A 17241-nucleotide genomic window follows, 5' to 3' on the forward strand; every position below is an offset into this window, starting at 1 on the left:
TCCACATTCAGTCTACAGAAACTCTATTTAATAATTCTATATTATCTAGTAGAATTCCTGTACCTTTTGCAACAGTAAGATGAGGTTCTTCTGTAACCTTTGTTTTTACGCCTGTTTTTTCAAATATTAATTTATCTAATCCTCGAATTTTAGATGCCCCACCAGCAAGAATTATTCCATTTTTCATAACATCAGCTGCTAATTCTGGAGGAGTTTTTTCAAGTACATTTTTTATTTTTGATATTATTTCACCTAATACAGATTTTATTGCTTTAAATACATCATCTGAATTTATTATTAATGATGAAGGTAATCCAGTTTTTATATTTTGTCCAGTTATTTCTAATTCAATATTTTCCTCCATTGAATAAGCTTTTCCAATTTCTTTTTTTAATTGTTCAGCAGTTGCTTCACCTATTGAAAATCTATATTGTTTTTTTATGTACTTAATTATTTCATTATCCATTGCTTGACCAGCAACTTTTATTGATTCTCTCATAACACTTCCACCCAAACTTATTACTGCTATATCTGTTGTTCCTCCACCTAAATCAACAACCATATGTCCATTTGGTTTTGTAATATCTATTTCAGTTCCAATAGCAGCAGCAACAGGTTCTAAAACTAAATACGCTTTTGAAGCTCCAACCTTTTCGGCAGCTTCTTTAACAGCTCTTCTTTCAACATCTGTTGTTAAAGCTGGAATTCCTATAACAAAAATCGGTTTAGAAAATGAAATACCTTTTTTTGCTTTTTTTAAAAAATACCTCAAAACATCTTCTATTATTTCTGGTGTGTTTATAACTCCATCTTGAACTGGTCTTATTATTTCAATTTCATCGGGAGTTTTTCCAAGCATTTCTTTTGCTTCGTGACCTATTGCAATAATTTGACCTTTTTTCTTATCTATTGCTACAACAGATGGTTCTTCAATAAAAATACCTTCTGTTCTTGAATATACAACAAAAGTTGCTGTTCCCAAATCAATTCCGAGATCGTGTTTAGCCATTTTTTTACCTCCCCGATTTTAGTTGGTGTGCCAGGCGGGATTTGAACCCGCATTTCTGGATCCGGAGTCCAACGCTTTATCCAATTAAGCTACAGGCACATTTTTTCATTGTATTTTAAATCGATATTTTTTTCTTCACTACAAATTAAAACATCATATTCTTCTAAATCTTTTTCTATATTAATACTTTTTATTCCTTGTGAAAAGTAATACCAAAATATCCAAGGATCTTTTGTAAAAATATAAAAATTTTCTATGTCTTTAATATTTTTTATTGCCGTTTCATATACCAGTGTTTTTTTTGATTTTATTTGATGCACAATATTATACACTTTTTTTTCTTTTAATTCAATACCAGCATTTTTGTTTGCAAGGTACACAGATAAAATTAATGAACTACTATTCTGATCTTTAGTTTTTTTTATTTTTTTTGATTTAACAACACCTTTTAATTCTGTAAAAAGTGTTTTTGAAGTTAACCTTTCATCTATAAAAATTATCTTGCACCCATAAGTAGTCTTAACTTCTATAGCAGATTTTATGACATTGTATGTTTGATTTGAAAACCTACCAGACATAGATAATGGCAATCCATATACTATTATTGTATCTTTATTTACTCCTTCTTTTTTGAAAAAAGTAATTAATTCATTATTTAATACCGTCTTATAAGGTGATGCAATATTAAAAACTGCATTTGCTATTCCACACTTTTTTTGTCCGTGATCTATACCAAGTATTTTCATCTTTTTAATAGCTCCCAAATTATGTCTTTATCCATTTTTATTTTTTCATACAAAATACCTTCAAGAATATCTTTGACTTTTATTTCATCTTTTGATGAAACAACTAAAATAGGTGAGCAGCTTTCTAAAACAGATTTAGGTGCAGGATAAATTTTAGAAAATATTTTATTTTCATCTAATATAGATTTCACATCTATTATATTCATATTTTTAATAATTAATGCTAAATCTAAATCTAAAGTAGTTCTCAAATATTTCATCTCCTAATTTCTGTTATATTTGTTTTTAACATTTGCATAAATTTTTTCGTATCTACATCCTTAAAAAAATCAATCGTTTCTTTTATTATCCAATTGTCTAAAATACTTTCTTTTATTTTTATACTCTTATGAAGAAGTTTTAAATCAAATTCATCTAAAACCTCATATTTACCAGATGAATTTAAAATCAATCCAGAATCAATTAGTTCATCTAATACTATTTTCCCTATTTCTCTGTCATCTTTAAATAAATTTTTTATAATATCAGTTTCTTTCAAATCAGGATTATTTTTTATAAAATCAAAAGATTGTTTCAAAATATTTTGTGATGGATACTCTTTTGCATACTCATAATTCAATCTCATTTTAAATTTATTATCATAAGCTAAAACTATATTCACATGATAATTATTTACATTCCAGTTTGAAACCAAATCAATTAATTCAAGTCGTGTTTTTGGTGGTTCTAATAATATAAAAACTGGTTTTTTATCACTAATTTTCATACCTAAACCATTATTTGAATATGAAGTAATGAGTATATTAGAGGATGTTTTTTTCAATTTTTCTCTTAACATTAATTTTTTTGAAAACTCTATATCTTCATTAAATATTTTTATTGTTTCTTCGGGAATATTTAATTTTTCAACGATAAAATTTTTTATAAGTTCTTGTTTTTTTCTGTTGTTTATAACAATGATTTTTTTATTATATGAATTCAAATAATCCTTTAATACTTCATTTAACTTCTTTTTTTCTTTTATAATTTCAAAGTTTGATTGATTGATATTTGATATTAATACTTTATAACCTGCAACTTTTAAAAATTCTTTTAAAGTTTCATGATATATTGATCCTAATATTGATATATTATCTTCTTTATAATTTAAAAATTTTCTAAACTCAGAGTATTCTTTTATAGACTTTACCGCTGGGTGTGCAACTGAATAGAATGGTTCGTCTACAATAAAATCAAATTTATTTCCCGTAAACATTTTTAAATTTTTAAAAAAAGATGGAACGGTTATAAATATAATATTTTTTTCATTCAAATTTTTTATACTAAGTTTACTTTTTTTATTATAACAAATTATCGTTGGTGAAATATAAGAAGATATTATATTATAAGTATGTTTTAAATTAACATGAGAAGATCCAACAATAATAATCTTTTTATTTTTATTTAAAGATTCTACTATTTTTTTCATTATAACTGCATACTTTACCTTACTTGGTAAAAACATAGCAACTTTTTTACTATTTAAATTATTTATAATAGCTTTGATTTTCGATACCTTTGAAATTTCTTCATTTAACAATGAATTAACATCAAATTCATTTAATGACAAGTACTTATTATTTTTTTCTATTAAAGATAAATCTTTTAAATAAAACTTTAAAAATGTTCTTTTAGAATTAAACGCTGGTTCTTCTCTAAAATTTCCAACAGCATCTATATTTATGCTTGTTGGTCCATTAAATCTTATATCTTTTAACTTTTGAGAAAGTCCATACCCTATAGTATCCATAATATAATCTTTATCTCTTGATTTTCCAGCAAAACTTTCAACCGCTGTTCCAAAAAATTTTAAATTTTCAATATGCATATTTTTAATAAAAAAAGTTGGTTCAGGGTTTTTATAACCATAAGGTTCAAGTTTTTTTATATCATCAAAAAAATTTGACCAAATTTTATCTATTTCTGAATCAATTGAAACTTCAAGAGTTGGTTTACTATCTCCATAAATTTCTTTATAAGCATTATTTACCGCTATCCTTAATTCTTCTATTTTTGAAGAGTATGTAGTAAAGCCAGCTGCAAGTTCATGACCACCAAATTCTTTAAAAACACCTTTTTCAGATGCTCGTTTAAAAATTTCTATTAAATTAATTCCTTGTGGACTTCTTGAAGATCCTTTTCCAAATTCGCCTTCTTTTGATATCATCAACACAGGTTTATTAAATTGAGCAGACAATTTTGAAGCAACAATCCCTAAAACACCCAAATGCCAATTTTCACCACTTAAAACTATTACTTTATCGTTTTTTAATTTTGGATTAACATCCATAAGGCTCAACGCAAATAAATAAATTTCTTTTTCTTTTGCTTGCCTTTTAGTATTGAGTTTTAAAAGTGCTAATACATACTTATTTATTTCTTCTTTATCTTTTGAAATAAGCAAATTAAAGGCAGTAACTGCATCTGCCATTCTTCCAGCTGCATTTATTTTTGGTGCAACCTTATAAGCTATTATATTTGATTTTATTTCCGAATTAGATACTTTTAATTCTTTTAAAAGTCCATTTAACCCTGGCAAAGGATTGGTTTTCAATTTTTCTATCCCAAGTTTAACAAAGTATCTATTTTCTGATAATAAAGGCACTATATCAGCAATAGTTCCCACTGCAACAAGATCTATATAATCATAGGGATTAAAATTAGATTTTATTTTTGATGAAATAGCCAAAAGTAATTTAAAAGCAACTCCTACTCCAGCTAATCCCCTAAATGGATAACTCGTATCTCTTCTCTTTGGATTAATAACAGCATCTGCTGGTGGAAGTACTTCTTGTTGTTCGTGATGATCTGTAACTATTACTTTCATACCTAAATTTTTAGCATATTTAACTTCTACAATCGAAGTTATCCCACAATCAACTGTAATAATGTTATTAAACCCATTATTTTTAAACTCTTCAATAGCTTCAACATTTAAACTATATCCTTCTTCTAATCTACTTGGAATATATGCTTCAACATCATAACCTAAATCTCTTAAACCCAAATAAAGAGTAGATGCGGCAGTCACCCCATCTACATCATAATCTCCAAAAACTACTATTTTTTCTTTTTTTGATAAAATATTCAATAATAAATCAACAGCTTTATCCATATCTTTTAATTTGAATGGATCAATAACATCTTTTTCAGATGGATTCAAAAATTTTATTGCTTCTTCTGTATTAGTAATACCTCTTGATACCATTAACTTAGCTAAAAACTCACTGACTTTAGCTCCATTAGAAATACTTCGAGAAACTTTTAAATTTCTCTCATAATTAGGATCATTTGTATCCCAAAAGATCCTCCATATACTTTTCACTTTTAAGAAGCTCCTTCCTTATTTTTTTTATTTTTATTATATTATACATTAAGATTTTTAAATTTTCAAAACAAAACAAAAAAAATAAAAATTTATATATTTTATAAAAGCAAAAAGTATATTATTTTAATTATTACTTTTTTATTTTATATTTTAAAACAATGGTTGAATCATTTAATTTTTTTATTTCTTCAAGAATCAAAGGAATATCTTTTTTTATATCTTTAAATAAAGTTATTTTACCATTTATTAACCATGGTTCAATAGTTAAATATATATAATCTATGAGATTTTTTTCTAAAAACAAAGAATTTATAGTACTTCCTCCTATTAAAAATACTTCAGAATAATTTTTTAAAGACTTTAAAATATTTTCTGGACTATCATTAATAAACTTTAAATTTTTTAAATTTTTATACTTTTGTGGATTTTTAGTCATAACTATATTTAATCTTTCAGGAAGAGCTTTCCCTATTGTTTCAAAAGTTTTTCTTCCCATTATTACAACTCCAGATTTTTTAGTTAAAGTAGAAAAAAACTTTAAGTCTTCTTTAGTATTCCAATACGGCTTTTCAATTTCTGTTTTTGAAATAATTCCATTTATACTTGAAACCATGATTAAATTTAAAATCATATTTTTGCCCCCAATGTTTTCATAATTTTACAATTAATTATAACATTTCATGGTATAATTTTAAACGAAATGTGATTTAAATTTTTAGGAGGTTTAAAATGAAGAAAATTGCTATAGTAACAACAGGCGGAACAATTGCCATGACACAAGATCCTAATTTAGGGGTTGTACCTTCAGAAAAAATAAATCAAAAGTTAAATGACATACCCTATTTAAAAAATATTGCAAAAACAGAATTAATAGAATTTGCAAATAAACCAAGTCCCCACATAACCCCAAAAGACATGTTGGAACTTTCAAAATTAGTAAAAAAATTAATAAAAAACAAAGAATATGATGGAGTAGTAATAACACATGGTACAGATACTTTAGAAGAAACAGCTTATTTTTTAGATTTAACTATTGATACTGTTAAACCCGTAGTTTTAACAGCAGCTATGCGAAATTTAAGTGAACCATCAGCTGATGGGCCCATGAATTTAATTGCATCTGTAAGAGTTGCAAGTTTAGAAAAATCTGCCGACAATGGTGTTTTAGTCTGTTTAAATGATGAAATACATGCTGCTCGTGAAGTAACTAAAACTTATACAAGTAACGTTGCAACTTTTGATTCTCCAGGATATGGGCCACTTGGAATAGTTGATGAAGACACAGTTGTTTTTTTTAGAAGAACATTAGAAAGAATGCACATTGAAGCAGATGCAATAAATGATAAAGTAGCCTTAATAAAAACTTATACAGGAGATAATGGAGAAACATTAAAACATCTTCCAAAAATGGGATATAGCGCTGTTGTTGTAGAAGGATTTGGAAGAGGAAATGTTCCGCCTGCTGTTGGAAATGTTTTAAAAGAACTTGTAAAACAAAATTTCCCTGTAGTAGTTGTTTCAAGATGTTTTAAAGGTAGAGTTTTGGGTGTTTATGGCTACGATGGAGGAGGAGCTGATTTAAAAAAACATGGAATAATTTTAGGACAAGAAGTTTCTGGTCAAAAAGCACGAATAAAAATGATGGTAGTTTTAGCAAAAACAAAAGAAATAAATGTTATTAGAGATTATTTTGAGTTTCAAAATAAATAAGTGAGGTGTTTTCATGACCAAAAATGCAAAAAGTTCAATTTATACTGGTATTTATTTAGCATTATTTTTTTCAATAGCTTTAATATCTATGCAAGTTTTTTCAATAATTGTATTTTCAATAGGTTCAATTTTAATAATAGATTTATTTGCAAAAATAATACAAAAATTTTTTAAACTCCCAAGGAAACTTTCAATATTATTTTCATTATTAGCATTATTTATTTTTATAGGTTTAGTTGTAGGGTTGTTAATACCAACTGTCATACATGAAGTTTCAAATTTTTTAAATTTTTTAGAAAGTTTTTTTAACAATAAAGAATGGAAAAAACTTTTCAATAACTCATTTCCTCAACTAGAAAACAATATATCTGAATTTCTTTCAGGATTACAACCTAAATTATTTGAATTTTTAAACTATATAGCACTTCAAATACCTAATGTTGGTCAAAAAGCTGGAAGTTTTATATTTTATTTATTTTTATTAACTATATATGGAAGTTTTTTCTTTGATACCTTTAAAAACAAGCTTTTATTTATGTTTCCTAAATCAATAAGGAAAAACACTCTTTTATTTTGGAAAGATTTATACATAGATTTAGAAACTTTCGTTGTATCTACTGTTTTTGCAGCAATATTTGTTGGAGGTGCAGCTTTTGTTGCTACTAATATAATTGGAATAAAATACTCTTTAATTTTGAGTGTTTGGGCAGCTTTAACTAATTTCATTCCTGTAGTTGGTGTAATTTTTGAATTTATTCCTTTAATAATAGTTGGTATATCAAGCGGAATTACCAAAATGCTAATATTATTAATTGTAATGATAATAATACATGCAACTGCATTTGTATTTTTCTTGTATGTATTAAAAGGAAAAACAAGGATAAACTCTGTAGCTGTTATAGTATCAATTTTAATTTTTGGATACATATTTGGATTAATTGGCCCATTAATAGCTGTCCCAATAGGTATTTTACTTAGAACATATTGGAACCATTTTATTTCTCCCTACTTAGAAAGGAGTTAAATAATTGAAAAAAATAATACTTATATTTTTAATAATTTTTTCTATACAAATATTTTCAATTACTTTAGAAAATATATACAATCTATCAAAAAATTCTTCTACACTAGATAAATCTTGGAAAGAATTAGTTTTATATATTCAAAAAAATGGATCAAATCAACAATTAGAAAGATATGGCGAAATTATTTCTGCCAAAAAATATTTGTATAACAAATATAAAAATTTTAAATTCATAAACACAATAATCTCAGAAGATTTAAAAGAATTTTTAATTGGTATAGGAATAATTGATTTTAACTTTTCTGAAGAAGACACAAAAAAAATATTATATATATTCAAAAATTTACCAAAAACAATTCAAAATATACTTGAAAGTGGCAAAATGGAAGAAATAAATTTAAAGTATTCTTATAAAATAAAAGGTTTAAACTCTTATGTAAATCAAAAATCTGATGATTTATTTTTAAAATATTTAATTGATAAAACTATACAAAACCCACCTTTTTTTGATAAAGATATGCAAAACTTTGTTAATACATTCATTTCTAAATCGCACATCATAAAAATGAATGAAATAATAGAAAGTTCAAGGTATTATATACAAGAAAAAGATTTTATGGGGGGTTATAATTTATTAAAGTTCTTATATGAAAAAAATTATATTTCAGATAAAAATTTAAAACAGTATTATAAATTAAAAACATACTTTGAACTTAAAAATAAATTATCAACATACGCAAGTACAGTCTATACATTTGAAAATCAAGAAATAGAAAAATATACATATGATGTTTTAAGTCTCATAAACTCCGTTTCTAATTTAACTTTATCAAAAAAAATGTTAGAAGATATTTTATACTCAATTGTAAAAGTCTTAAATACAAGAATAGAAAAATTAGATAAAAAGTTAAATGTCGATTTTTCAAATATACAAATAAACAATTTAAACGAAGAACTCTCAAATGAAATAATAAAATTAAAACTCAAGCTAAACTATTCAAAAGATATTATAAAAAACGCTTCTAATAATAAAACAGAAAAAAGCAACAAAATAAAAACAAACTTTTTTATTGAATATTTATTTATCTTTTTAGTTATAATAACATTAATAATATTAATGTTATTATTTGAACTTTTCCCTTCTGAAAAAAAAGTTGAATTTCTATGTAAAATAGGAATGGGAAAGTATGGACTTAGACTTACTGAAAAATTAATATTAAAAAATCCAAATTATTATAAATATTATATATTGCTAGCAACAGTATACGAAGTCATTGGAGATTTTGAAAAATCAATATCTGCTTATAAAACAGCCACTAACTTAAAAAAGAAATCTGGAGGTAACGAATAATGAATACACTTATAATTAGCTCATCTTCAAAAGAAATATTTATTTTAATAACTAAAAATAAAAAAATATATTTAAAAACTATTACTGGAAAAGGAAGTGGATCAAAAATAGCTCCTGTTATAAAAAAGATGATAGATGAATTGAACATAAATATAAATGATTTTAATGAATTCGCAATCGATATCGGACCTGGATCTTTTACAGGAATAAGAATAAGTATAGCTTTTTTACAAGGTTTAATGATAAATAGTAACAAAAAAATAAAAACATTTTATTCAACAGATTTAATAAATATTTCTTTTGAAAAAGAAGTAAAAAAAAGAATGGTTTTAAAAAGAGCAAGAGAAGACGCAGCATACGTCTCACTATATGAAAACAAAAAAAGATTATTTGGTCCTAAAATGATATCTGCAGAAGAATTAAAAAAATACGAAGATTATGCCTTACTTGGTGATGAATCATTATACTTTAAAGAAAAATATAATCTTAAAAATGAATATTACGAAGTAAAAATAAATTATACAAAAATTTTAGAATTATTAGAAAATAGTAATTCTGTTGAAATTAAAGATTTAAAACCGCTTTATCTTCAAAAACCAATTGCTGTAGAAGTATGGGAAAAGAAAAACAATAAAAAAATGCCAGAAAAAAATTGGAATTAAAATAAGGATTCGCTGAATCCTTATTTTAAAAATCTATTTCTATTTCATCTATAAACTTGTCATACTTTTTTATAAGTTCTTTTTCTTTTGTTAAATTTTTTAATGTATCAAATACTTTTTTATCTAACTTATTTTTTTCTACCATATCTTCAATTATTCCAAGTGCTTTTTCAACAGACATTCCTTCCCTATACGGTCTATCTTCTCTAAGCGCCACATACATATCAGCAATTTGCAAAATTCTTGCTCCAATAGACAATTGAGATGCGCTTAAGCCCCATGGATAACCACTTCCATCTAATTTTTCATGATGCTGCGATGCAATTAAAACTATTTCTTTTAAAGAACAAAAGTTTTCAAAAATTCTAAATGTTTCTCCAACATGCTTTCTCATAATATTCATTTCATAATAACTTAAACCACCTTCTTTGTGTAAAATATATAAAGGTGTTTTTATTTTTCCTATGTCATGCATCAATCCTGCCATATACAATAAGTTTGCATCATAGTCATCAAGCATTTCCTTTGCTATTTCTTTTGCCACATTAGATACTGAAACAGTATGATTTAATGTATATGGTGATCTAAAATCTATAATCATTGAAATTAACTTTAAAAAATCCATGAATTCATAAAGAGTTAAACTTATATCTACATTAAAATACCTTTTTAAATTTAAGTTTCCATCAAAAAGATATAAATAATTCATATCATCATTTATAATGTTTTTTATTGAAGTTTTAAAAAATCCACAATTATCTATAAATTCATCCATTTTTTCCATACCAATTTCTGGGCTTTCTAAATTTACTCTATAAATAACAGATAACTTATCGGCAACATGAAATATTTTTGAAAGCATTTTTACTTCATCACTTTCATATATTAATTCATTATCTTCTTTATGATGATTTTCTATTGCAGTTAAATAATCATGTGGTATAAATCTTTTAAAATATTTTAACACTGATGCAGATAAATACGAATGAAAATTCTTTTTATCTAATTCTTCAATACTTGCCAGTGTTTTATAATTTAAAATATAATCTTTATCAATATCTATATTTTCTAAAATGATTTCTTTTAACAAAAATCCAATATCATGCATTAATCCACAAAAATAAACTATTGATTTCGAAAACTTTCCCGGTGCAAGCTCTTCTGCTATCGATACAGAAAGTTTAGCTACATCAATAGAATGTTCTAAAAAATCTGAAAATTCATTTATTCTAAGATTTTGAAATATTTTTATTAAATCAGTTAATTTATATTCAAACATATGTACCTCCATTTTATATATATTATATTATTTTATTTTAAAAAAGATATATTTTCTTAACTATATATTATAATTATACACTATTTATCAAAAAAATAAGCATTTGACTTTTTGTTGTTATAGTGTTATAATTTTGTAGAACACTATGAAACAAATATTTTTGAAAAAAATCGGAGGTGTATTATGGATAATATAACTAAAAAATATTCTATCGTTTTCAATTTACTCATTGCAATTTTAATTGCTTTTATTGGATTGTTGATTTCAAACTTTTTTTTGAGGGGCTTAATCTTGATAGGTGCATTAATTTTTTTTGGAAAAAATTTCATCAGATTAAAAACGCTTTACTATACTCTAATAATTTCTTTTGTAATAGTTCCTTTTTTTATTGCAATATCAATTAATCCTCTCATAAAACCTTTTTCTAATATTAAAAATTTCAATTGGTTTATTTATTCAAATACAGAAGTTTTAAAACCCGATAAATATATTGAAGGAAGTAAAAATTTAGAAATAAAATGTACTTCAGTAGAAATTAAATTTGATGACACTACAGAAAAGTTGTATATTCCTTCTAAAATCAAAGTATTAAAAGTTGGAAATACAACAAAATTAGAGTATAAAAAAATAAATTCAAAGATAATAATAACTATTGGAACAAAAAATAAATATTCTTCTTTTAAATTAAATACCGTTCACTCTAATTTAAATGGCAATTTAAACTCAGATAAAATAGAGATAAATGATGTACACATGGAATTAAATTCAACTTTAAAGGCAGATTCTATTATATTAAAAGGTGTTCATTCAGAATTATCCGGAAGTATAATTTCAAAAAACTTATTAGTTTCATGTGTTCATTTAGAAATATATTCCACTTTAAATTCAAATGATATTAAAATAAACGGCACTTCAATAAAATTTAATTCTGTAATTGAAAGAGGAGATAATCTATACATAAATGGAACATCAATAAATGCTAAAATAAATTATACAAAACCTTGGGAAAATGCTTATCACTTAAATATAAATGGTACTTCAGGAAATATAGTTATCAATGAACCAAAAGATAACACTGGAAATTTAATCATTGAAAGTTCAGGGAGTCTTTCAATTAAAAGGAATAGTAATGTTTACTAAAATAGATAAACACAGTGGTATTCCTGCTTATATACAAATTATGAATCAAATAAAAAAAGAAATTTATTTAGGTTATTTAAAAACCAATGAAAAACTCCCAACAATACGTGAAATGCAAAAAATATTTTCTGTAAATATAAATACAGTATCAAGAGCCTTAGAAAAATTATCTTTAGAAGGACTAATTGAATCTCAACATGGAGTAGGATACTTTGTTCGTAATAACGCACCAATAGATGAAAATTTTATAACTTTAATAAAAACACTCGTAAAAAAATTAAAAAACAACAAAATGTCTCTTGATACAGCAATACTAATATTTGAGGAGGTATGGAAAAATGAACAACATGATCAATAAATTAGAAGCATACTTTATGAAAGAATTTTTTGAAAAAAATGGAAAATTAATTGTTTTTTTTCTATTAATGCTCATACCAAACTATGAATCAAAAACTATTTTTTTATTTTTATTTTCAGTTTCATTCTTAAGCTCTGACATATATCATGGAAGGTATTCCACACTTGGAGCACTTCCGTTTTCAAGAATAGAAATTTTTGTTTCTGCATATACATTTTTAATCTCAATAGTATTTGTATCTCAATTATTAGCTGGAACTCTTGGAATGCTTTCTTTAACTGATACAATTACTAATTTACTTATTCCATCACTAATATTTGTAACTGCTTATTTTTCAATATCAATGATATTTGTTCAAAATTCTTTGAACAATTTGGTATTTCCATTATTAATATTTTTTGCCGATGGAATATTAAGCTCTTTGCCAAACAACATCTTCAAAAACATAAGCCCTTTTATTCAAGAAAACACACTGTACTCTTTGATATTTGCTTTTATTCTATTGATAATAGCAGGATATCTTTTTATTGAAAAGGGGGTGCAAAAATGATAAATGTTATCAAGGTAAACAAAAGTTTTAAGAATAATCCTGTTTTAAACAACATAACCTTTCATGTAAAAAAAGGAGAAATATTCTCTTTAATAGGTCCAAATGGTGCAGGAAAAACAACAACTTTGAGATGTATATATGACGAACTCACACCAAACAGTGGAGAAATAAAGATAATGGATCAACATATAAGTTCAAAGTTAAAAGAAAAAATAGCAGTTATGCCAGAAGATAGATTTACTTTTAAAAAATTTACAGGAACACAATACTTAAAAATTTGGAAACTTTTATATACAAACTTTGATTTAGAAGTTTTCAATAAATTTTTAATTCATTATAAATTCAATATGGAACAAACAATAGAAACTTATTCTATGGGTATGAAAACATTGTTTTACCTTGCTTTGACAATAGCGAGTAATGCTGATTTATTGATACTAGACGAACCAACTCAAAATTTGGATCCAGTTATAAGATACGATATATTGAATATATTAAAAAATTACGCAATAGAAAAAGGTAAAACAATAATATTATCTTCACATGAAATATATGAACTTGAAGAAATTTCTGATTCTTTTGCAATAGTAACTGAAGGAAAGGTTTTATACACAGATACGATAGACAACGCAAAAGAAACTCACAGAATATTAAACAAAGGAGAAAAAGTAGAAGGAGAAGTAATATCTTCTGTAAATGAAGAAATTCTTGTAAAAACAACTGAAAATATAGGAAGATATCCAAATTTTAAAGAAATTTCAATAGGCTATTTAAAACAAAACAAAACATTTACTCCTTTTGAGTCAACATCAAAAAAATTAATCTAATAAAAAACTAATTCATAAGATAGCTTATGAATTAGTTTTTTATTTATTAAATATTTTTTTAGTTTAAACTAAAAAAATTGTTACATAAAATGCTTGACTTTTGTTTGATTTCAAACTATAATATAAGTGTATGGAAGTAAAAATAAAAAACAAGATAATTAATATCCTATTTGTAACTATTTAATAAAAACAAAAAAATTTTTAAATTAATGTGATTAAATTATCAATAAAGTTTTTTATCAAACTTTTTTGGAGGTGAGATAATGGAAAAAGAAAACAGAAGATTTATAGCTTATGATGAAGATTACGAAATAATAAAAGACCAATATAAAGACTTAGATTTAAAGTATGATGAAGAAGGCAACTATTGGTATATATAAAAAGCACACCTAAAGGTGTGCTTTTTATACTTTATTATACATTTTTTCATATATTTCATTTATTTTATCTCCATAGTATTCCATTATTTTCAATATTTTTTGATTAAAATGTTCAGGTTTAGTTTTATCATCACCAAAAATTAAAATATTCATAACTTCTTCATGCGTTAATTCTTTTTTATATGGTCTTTTTGATCTGAGTGCATCGTATATATCGGCTATACTAACTATTTGAGCTTCTATTGGAATATCATTACCCTTTTTCCCAAAAGGATATCCACTTCCATCAAATTTTTCATGATGATAAAGTGCCATATTTAAAGCTACTTTAAAATGTTCATCGTCTCCAATTAATTTTTTTGCATAAACTGTATGCTTCTTCATTTCTTCCCATTCTTCAGAAGTTAACTTACCTTCTTTTTTTAACACAGTAGTTGGAATAAAAATTTTTCCAACATCATGAAGGGGAGCGAAGTTTCCGATTTCTTCGATCATTTGAACATTTAACTTAAGTTTTCTTGCTATAAATTCCGAAATTTTTCCAACTCTATAAATATGATTACCCGTAATATCATCATAAGCATCTGCTATCATAGCAAGCTTATTTGCAAAGTTTAAATATGTATTTTTTAAAGAATTATTATACCTCTTTACTGTAAGAAATACACTTGCAATTTCTTTAAAAGCTTTAGCAATTTCTAAATCTTCATTAGAAAATACAGAAATTGAATTAATATCTAAGTCAAATGACATTCCACCAACTTTTATTCCATTAGAATAAAGAGGTATTATTATAGAATTTTTCATTGTTCTGGTTGCTTCATTAAATTTTTTAGAAATATCTTTTGGTAATCTTCTCTCCTTATTTTCAAGTAAATAATTAATTATTTCAACATCATCACTTTCAATAAAGTATTCCCTTTTTAAATTTAATTTTTTTAATTTTTTTATATCATGCCCTATTGCATCTACAAATTTCCAGTCTTTCCCACTATATCTATATACACTTCCATAATCAGCTCCAATAGCACTAACAGCAACATTTAATAGTTTAGATAAAAATAATTCATCTCTTTGTTTTAAAGATTCAGAAATATTTTTTACAATTCCAATTAAATTAATAAACCTATCTTTTTCTACTCTCGAAGCTATTAGAGCATCTTCAAGTTCTTTGTTAGTTTCTTCAAGCTCTTGATTTTGATCTTTTATTTTTTTATTGGCTTTATAAACTTCCGTCATATCTATTGAAACACCAAGAACTGTAGGTTTATTAGTAAGATAACTTTCAAATGGCATTTTTATTGTATTAAAAATTTTTTTGTCTCCAATTGGGCTTGTTAAAGTTCTTTCATATGATTTTATCTGTTTTGATTTTATAACTTCTATATTATCAATTAAAAATTGATTCAATTCATCTTTAGATATCTTCGAATGAACTTCTTGATGGTACTTATTTTCAAGATCTTCAACGGTTGTTCCATAAAAATCAGCATATGCTTTGTTTACAACTAAAAACTTACCATCAATATCTTTTATATATATATAATGAGGAACAAGATCTATTATACTTCTAAGTTCTTTTTGCTTTTCTTCAAGTTCTAAGTTTGTAACTCGCAATTCTTCTTCTTGTGCCATTAATTCTTCATGAGTAGCCTCTAATTGTTCATAAGCTTCTGATAAACTTTGTGTCCTTTTTTCAACTTCTTTTTTTAATTTTTTAGAATAAAATACAAGACTAAATAATAAAATAATTACCATAAAAATAATATAAAACAAGATATTTCTTACATTTTCTGGTATTTTAAAAATAACATTTTTAGAAATGTTATTTCCAATAGATGTATAATAAATTGATTTTTTATCTTTTTTCATACTTATTAATTCAGCATCTATTGAATCTATAAGTTTTTTATCAATATCATTTCTAAACATAAATTTTATATTTATAGGACTAAAAATAATATTTGTCTTTTTTATATCATAATTACTTTCAATTATTTTTCCGCTTAATCTTCCTATTACTCCAGCATCTACCTTTTTTCTTTGTAATAAATCAAAAATTTCTTGATAATTTTCAACACCTATTAATTCTGCTTCTATATTGAATCTTTTTAAAATATTTTTTAAACCATTTTCTCCTTCGAAATACACATCAGTTTTCATATAAGCTATTTTTTTATTGTTCAAATCCATTATGGAGTTTATATTTGATTTTTTTGAAGTGTATAATACTCCCCAATCTGGTATATAAACTTCAGAATTGAACTTAAAAAATTTAGCTCTTTCTGGTGTATAAGCCATATTAGCAAGAATGTCTATTTTTCTTTTTTTTAATTTATCCATCAAATCTCTTTGAGATGAATAAACAAATTCAATATTAATATTTAAATTTTTTTCGATTTCTTTAAAAAAATCTATAGTTGCACCCGTTTTACCATTTAATACTAAAGGTGGATATTCATAAATCCCAACTTTCAATGAAAATGATAAAATATTTAAAATAATTAAGATAAAAATAAAAATTTTATTTTTCATAAACTTCTCCTTTAAAAAAGATCTCTTACATTAATCATAACTAATTGTTATTTTTCTTAATTATAATACATTTTACATTTTTTTACAAATAGATAAAAATAATTTATTGAAACTTTAAGTTAATAATTTGTTTCTTAATTATACGATTAAAAATAAATACATTATATTTTTTATCAAAAGTTATTTAGAAATAAAATTGTATAAATAACACTTTATTTTATACGAAAAATTAATTTTTTATTGTGTTTTATAATATTCAAAAAATTGATAATTTAATAAAAATTAAAAATAAAAATTGTTTGT

The 17241-nt window shown here is 24.4% G+C and carries 15 protein-coding genes and 1 tRNA gene; 8 read left to right on the forward strand and 8 right to left on the reverse strand.

Annotated features, from left to right (window positions below):
• Positions 1–7: 7 nt before the first annotated feature.
• The 6 genes from mreB to IGS63_RS00435 form a co-directional block, all read right to left on the reverse strand.
• Positions 8–1009, reverse strand: a complete 1002-nt coding sequence (mreB, locus tag IGS63_RS00410; protein ID WP_190615088.1) for a rod shape-determining protein — start codon at positions 1007–1009, stop codon at positions 8–10.
• Positions 1010–1032: 23 nt separating this feature from the next.
• A tRNA-Arg gene (locus IGS63_RS00415) sits at positions 1033–1108 on the reverse strand.
• Complete coding sequence (gene ruvX / locus IGS63_RS00420) at positions 1099–1755, reverse strand: Holliday junction resolvase RuvX (RefSeq protein ID WP_190615089.1); 657 nt, start codon at positions 1753–1755, stop codon at positions 1099–1101. The genes IGS63_RS00415 and ruvX overlap by 10 nt, the downstream gene beginning before the upstream one ends.
• Positions 1752–2006, reverse strand: coding sequence for a hypothetical protein (locus IGS63_RS00425; RefSeq protein ID WP_190615090.1), 255 nt, complete (start codon positions 2004–2006; stop codon positions 1752–1754). The genes ruvX and IGS63_RS00425 overlap by 4 nt, the downstream gene beginning before the upstream one ends.
• A gap of 5 nt (positions 2007–2011) precedes the next feature.
• The gene (gene recJ / locus IGS63_RS00430; protein ID WP_190615091.1) at positions 2012–5119 is read right to left on the reverse strand and encodes a single-stranded-DNA-specific exonuclease RecJ; all 3108 of its coding nucleotides are present in this window, start codon (positions 5117–5119) and stop codon (positions 2012–2014) included.
• A 133-nt stretch (positions 5120–5252) separates the two neighbouring features.
• A complete protein-coding gene (locus IGS63_RS00435) occupies positions 5253–5753 on the reverse strand; it encodes a dihydrofolate reductase family protein (protein ID WP_190615092.1) in 501 nt (166 codons plus the stop codon).
• A 98-nt stretch (positions 5754–5851) separates the two neighbouring features.
• Here IGS63_RS00435 and IGS63_RS00440 point away from each other — a divergent pair, with 98 nt between their 5' ends.
• The 4 genes from IGS63_RS00440 to tsaB are packed head-to-tail and all read left to right on the forward strand — an operon-like array spanning position 5852 to position 9869.
• Entirely contained in the window at positions 5852–6832 is a 981-nt protein-coding gene (locus tag IGS63_RS00440; RefSeq protein ID WP_190615093.1) for an asparaginase, read from the forward strand.
• Positions 6833–6845: 13 nt separating this feature from the next.
• Complete coding sequence (locus IGS63_RS00445; RefSeq protein ID WP_190615094.1) at positions 6846–7856, forward strand: AI-2E family transporter; 1011 nt, start codon at positions 6846–6848, stop codon at positions 7854–7856.
• A gap of 4 nt (positions 7857–7860) precedes the next feature.
• Positions 7861–9207, forward strand: a complete 1347-nt coding sequence (locus tag IGS63_RS00450) for a tetratricopeptide repeat protein (RefSeq protein ID WP_190615095.1) — start codon at positions 7861–7863, stop codon at positions 9205–9207.
• Positions 9207–9869 (forward strand): tRNA (adenosine(37)-N6)-threonylcarbamoyltransferase complex dimerization subunit type 1 TsaB, encoded by a 663-nt coding sequence (gene tsaB / locus IGS63_RS00455; RefSeq protein WP_190615096.1) that lies wholly within the window; start codon positions 9207–9209, stop codon positions 9867–9869. Before IGS63_RS00450 ends, tsaB begins: the two co-directional genes overlap by 1 nt.
• 25 nt (positions 9870–9894) lie before the next feature.
• On the opposite strand, the gene IGS63_RS00460 is transcribed toward tsaB, so the two are convergent.
• Positions 9895–11148 carry an HD domain-containing phosphohydrolase gene (locus IGS63_RS00460; RefSeq protein WP_190615097.1) on the reverse strand — a complete coding sequence of 418 codons (1254 nt, stop codon included), beginning with the start codon at positions 11146–11148 and terminating at the stop codon, positions 9895–9897.
• 183 nt (positions 11149–11331) lie between these two features.
• Between IGS63_RS00460 and IGS63_RS00465 the strand changes: the two genes are divergently transcribed.
• Genes IGS63_RS00465 through IGS63_RS00480 form a run of 4 tightly spaced genes read left to right on the forward strand, consistent with a single transcriptional unit; the run spans position 11332 to position 14023 of the window.
• Entirely contained in the window at positions 11332–12288 is a 957-nt protein-coding gene (locus tag IGS63_RS00465; RefSeq protein ID WP_190615098.1) for a hypothetical protein, read from the forward strand.
• Entirely contained in the window at positions 12278–12646 is a 369-nt protein-coding gene (locus IGS63_RS00470) for a GntR family transcriptional regulator (RefSeq protein ID WP_190615099.1), read from the forward strand. Before IGS63_RS00465 ends, IGS63_RS00470 begins: the two co-directional genes overlap by 11 nt.
• On the forward strand, positions 12627–13196 hold the full coding sequence (locus IGS63_RS00475; RefSeq protein ID WP_190615100.1) for a hypothetical protein: 570 nt from the start codon (positions 12627–12629) through the stop codon (positions 13194–13196). Before IGS63_RS00470 ends, IGS63_RS00475 begins: the two co-directional genes overlap by 20 nt.
• The gene (locus IGS63_RS00480; protein WP_190615101.1) at positions 13193–14023 is read left to right on the forward strand and encodes an ABC transporter ATP-binding protein; all 831 of its coding nucleotides are present in this window, start codon (positions 13193–13195) and stop codon (positions 14021–14023) included. The genes IGS63_RS00475 and IGS63_RS00480 overlap by 4 nt, the downstream gene beginning before the upstream one ends.
• A 404-nt stretch (positions 14024–14427) precedes the next feature.
• Here IGS63_RS00480 and IGS63_RS00485 read toward each other — a convergent pair whose 3' ends face one another.
• Positions 14428–16938, reverse strand: coding sequence for an HD domain-containing phosphohydrolase (locus IGS63_RS00485; RefSeq protein ID WP_190615102.1), 2511 nt, complete (start codon positions 16936–16938; stop codon positions 14428–14430).
• Between the last annotated feature and the right edge of the window lie 303 nt (positions 16939–17241).

The organism is Tepiditoga spiralis, from assembly GCF_014701195.1.
GTDB lineage: Bacteria > Thermotogota > Thermotogae > Petrotogales > Petrotogaceae > Tepiditoga > Tepiditoga spiralis.

Coding starts and splice junctions, on each gene's coding strand:
- mreB (WP_190615088.1), bottom strand. CDS start 1,009: ATGGCTAAACACGATCTCGGAATTGATTTGGGAACAGCAACTTTTGTT.
- ruvX (WP_190615089.1), bottom strand. CDS start 1,755: ATGAAAATACTTGGTATAGATCACGGACAAAAAAAGTGTGGAATAGCA.
- IGS63_RS00435 (WP_190615092.1), bottom strand. CDS start 5,753: ATGATTTTAAATTTAATCATGGTTTCAAGTATAAATGGAATTATTTCA.
- IGS63_RS00440 (WP_190615093.1), top strand. CDS start 5,852: ATGAAGAAAATTGCTATAGTAACAACAGGCGGAACAATTGCCATGACA.
- IGS63_RS00445 (WP_190615094.1), top strand. CDS start 6,846: ATGACCAAAAATGCAAAAAGTTCAATTTATACTGGTATTTATTTAGCA.
- tsaB (WP_190615096.1), top strand. CDS start 9,207: ATGAATACACTTATAATTAGCTCATCTTCAAAAGAAATATTTATTTTA.
- IGS63_RS00460 (WP_190615097.1), bottom strand. CDS start 11,148: ATGTTTGAATATAAATTAACTGATTTAATAAAAATATTTCAAAATCTT.
- IGS63_RS00465 (WP_190615098.1), top strand. CDS start 11,332: ATGGATAATATAACTAAAAAATATTCTATCGTTTTCAATTTACTCATT.
- IGS63_RS00470 (WP_190615099.1), top strand. CDS start 12,278: ATGTTTACTAAAATAGATAAACACAGTGGTATTCCTGCTTATATACAA.
- IGS63_RS00475 (WP_190615100.1), top strand. CDS start 12,627: ATGAACAACATGATCAATAAATTAGAAGCATACTTTATGAAAGAATTT.
- IGS63_RS00480 (WP_190615101.1), top strand. CDS start 13,193: ATGATAAATGTTATCAAGGTAAACAAAAGTTTTAAGAATAATCCTGTT.
- IGS63_RS00485 (WP_190615102.1), bottom strand. CDS start 16,938: ATGAAAAATAAAATTTTTATTTTTATCTTAATTATTTTAAATATTTTA.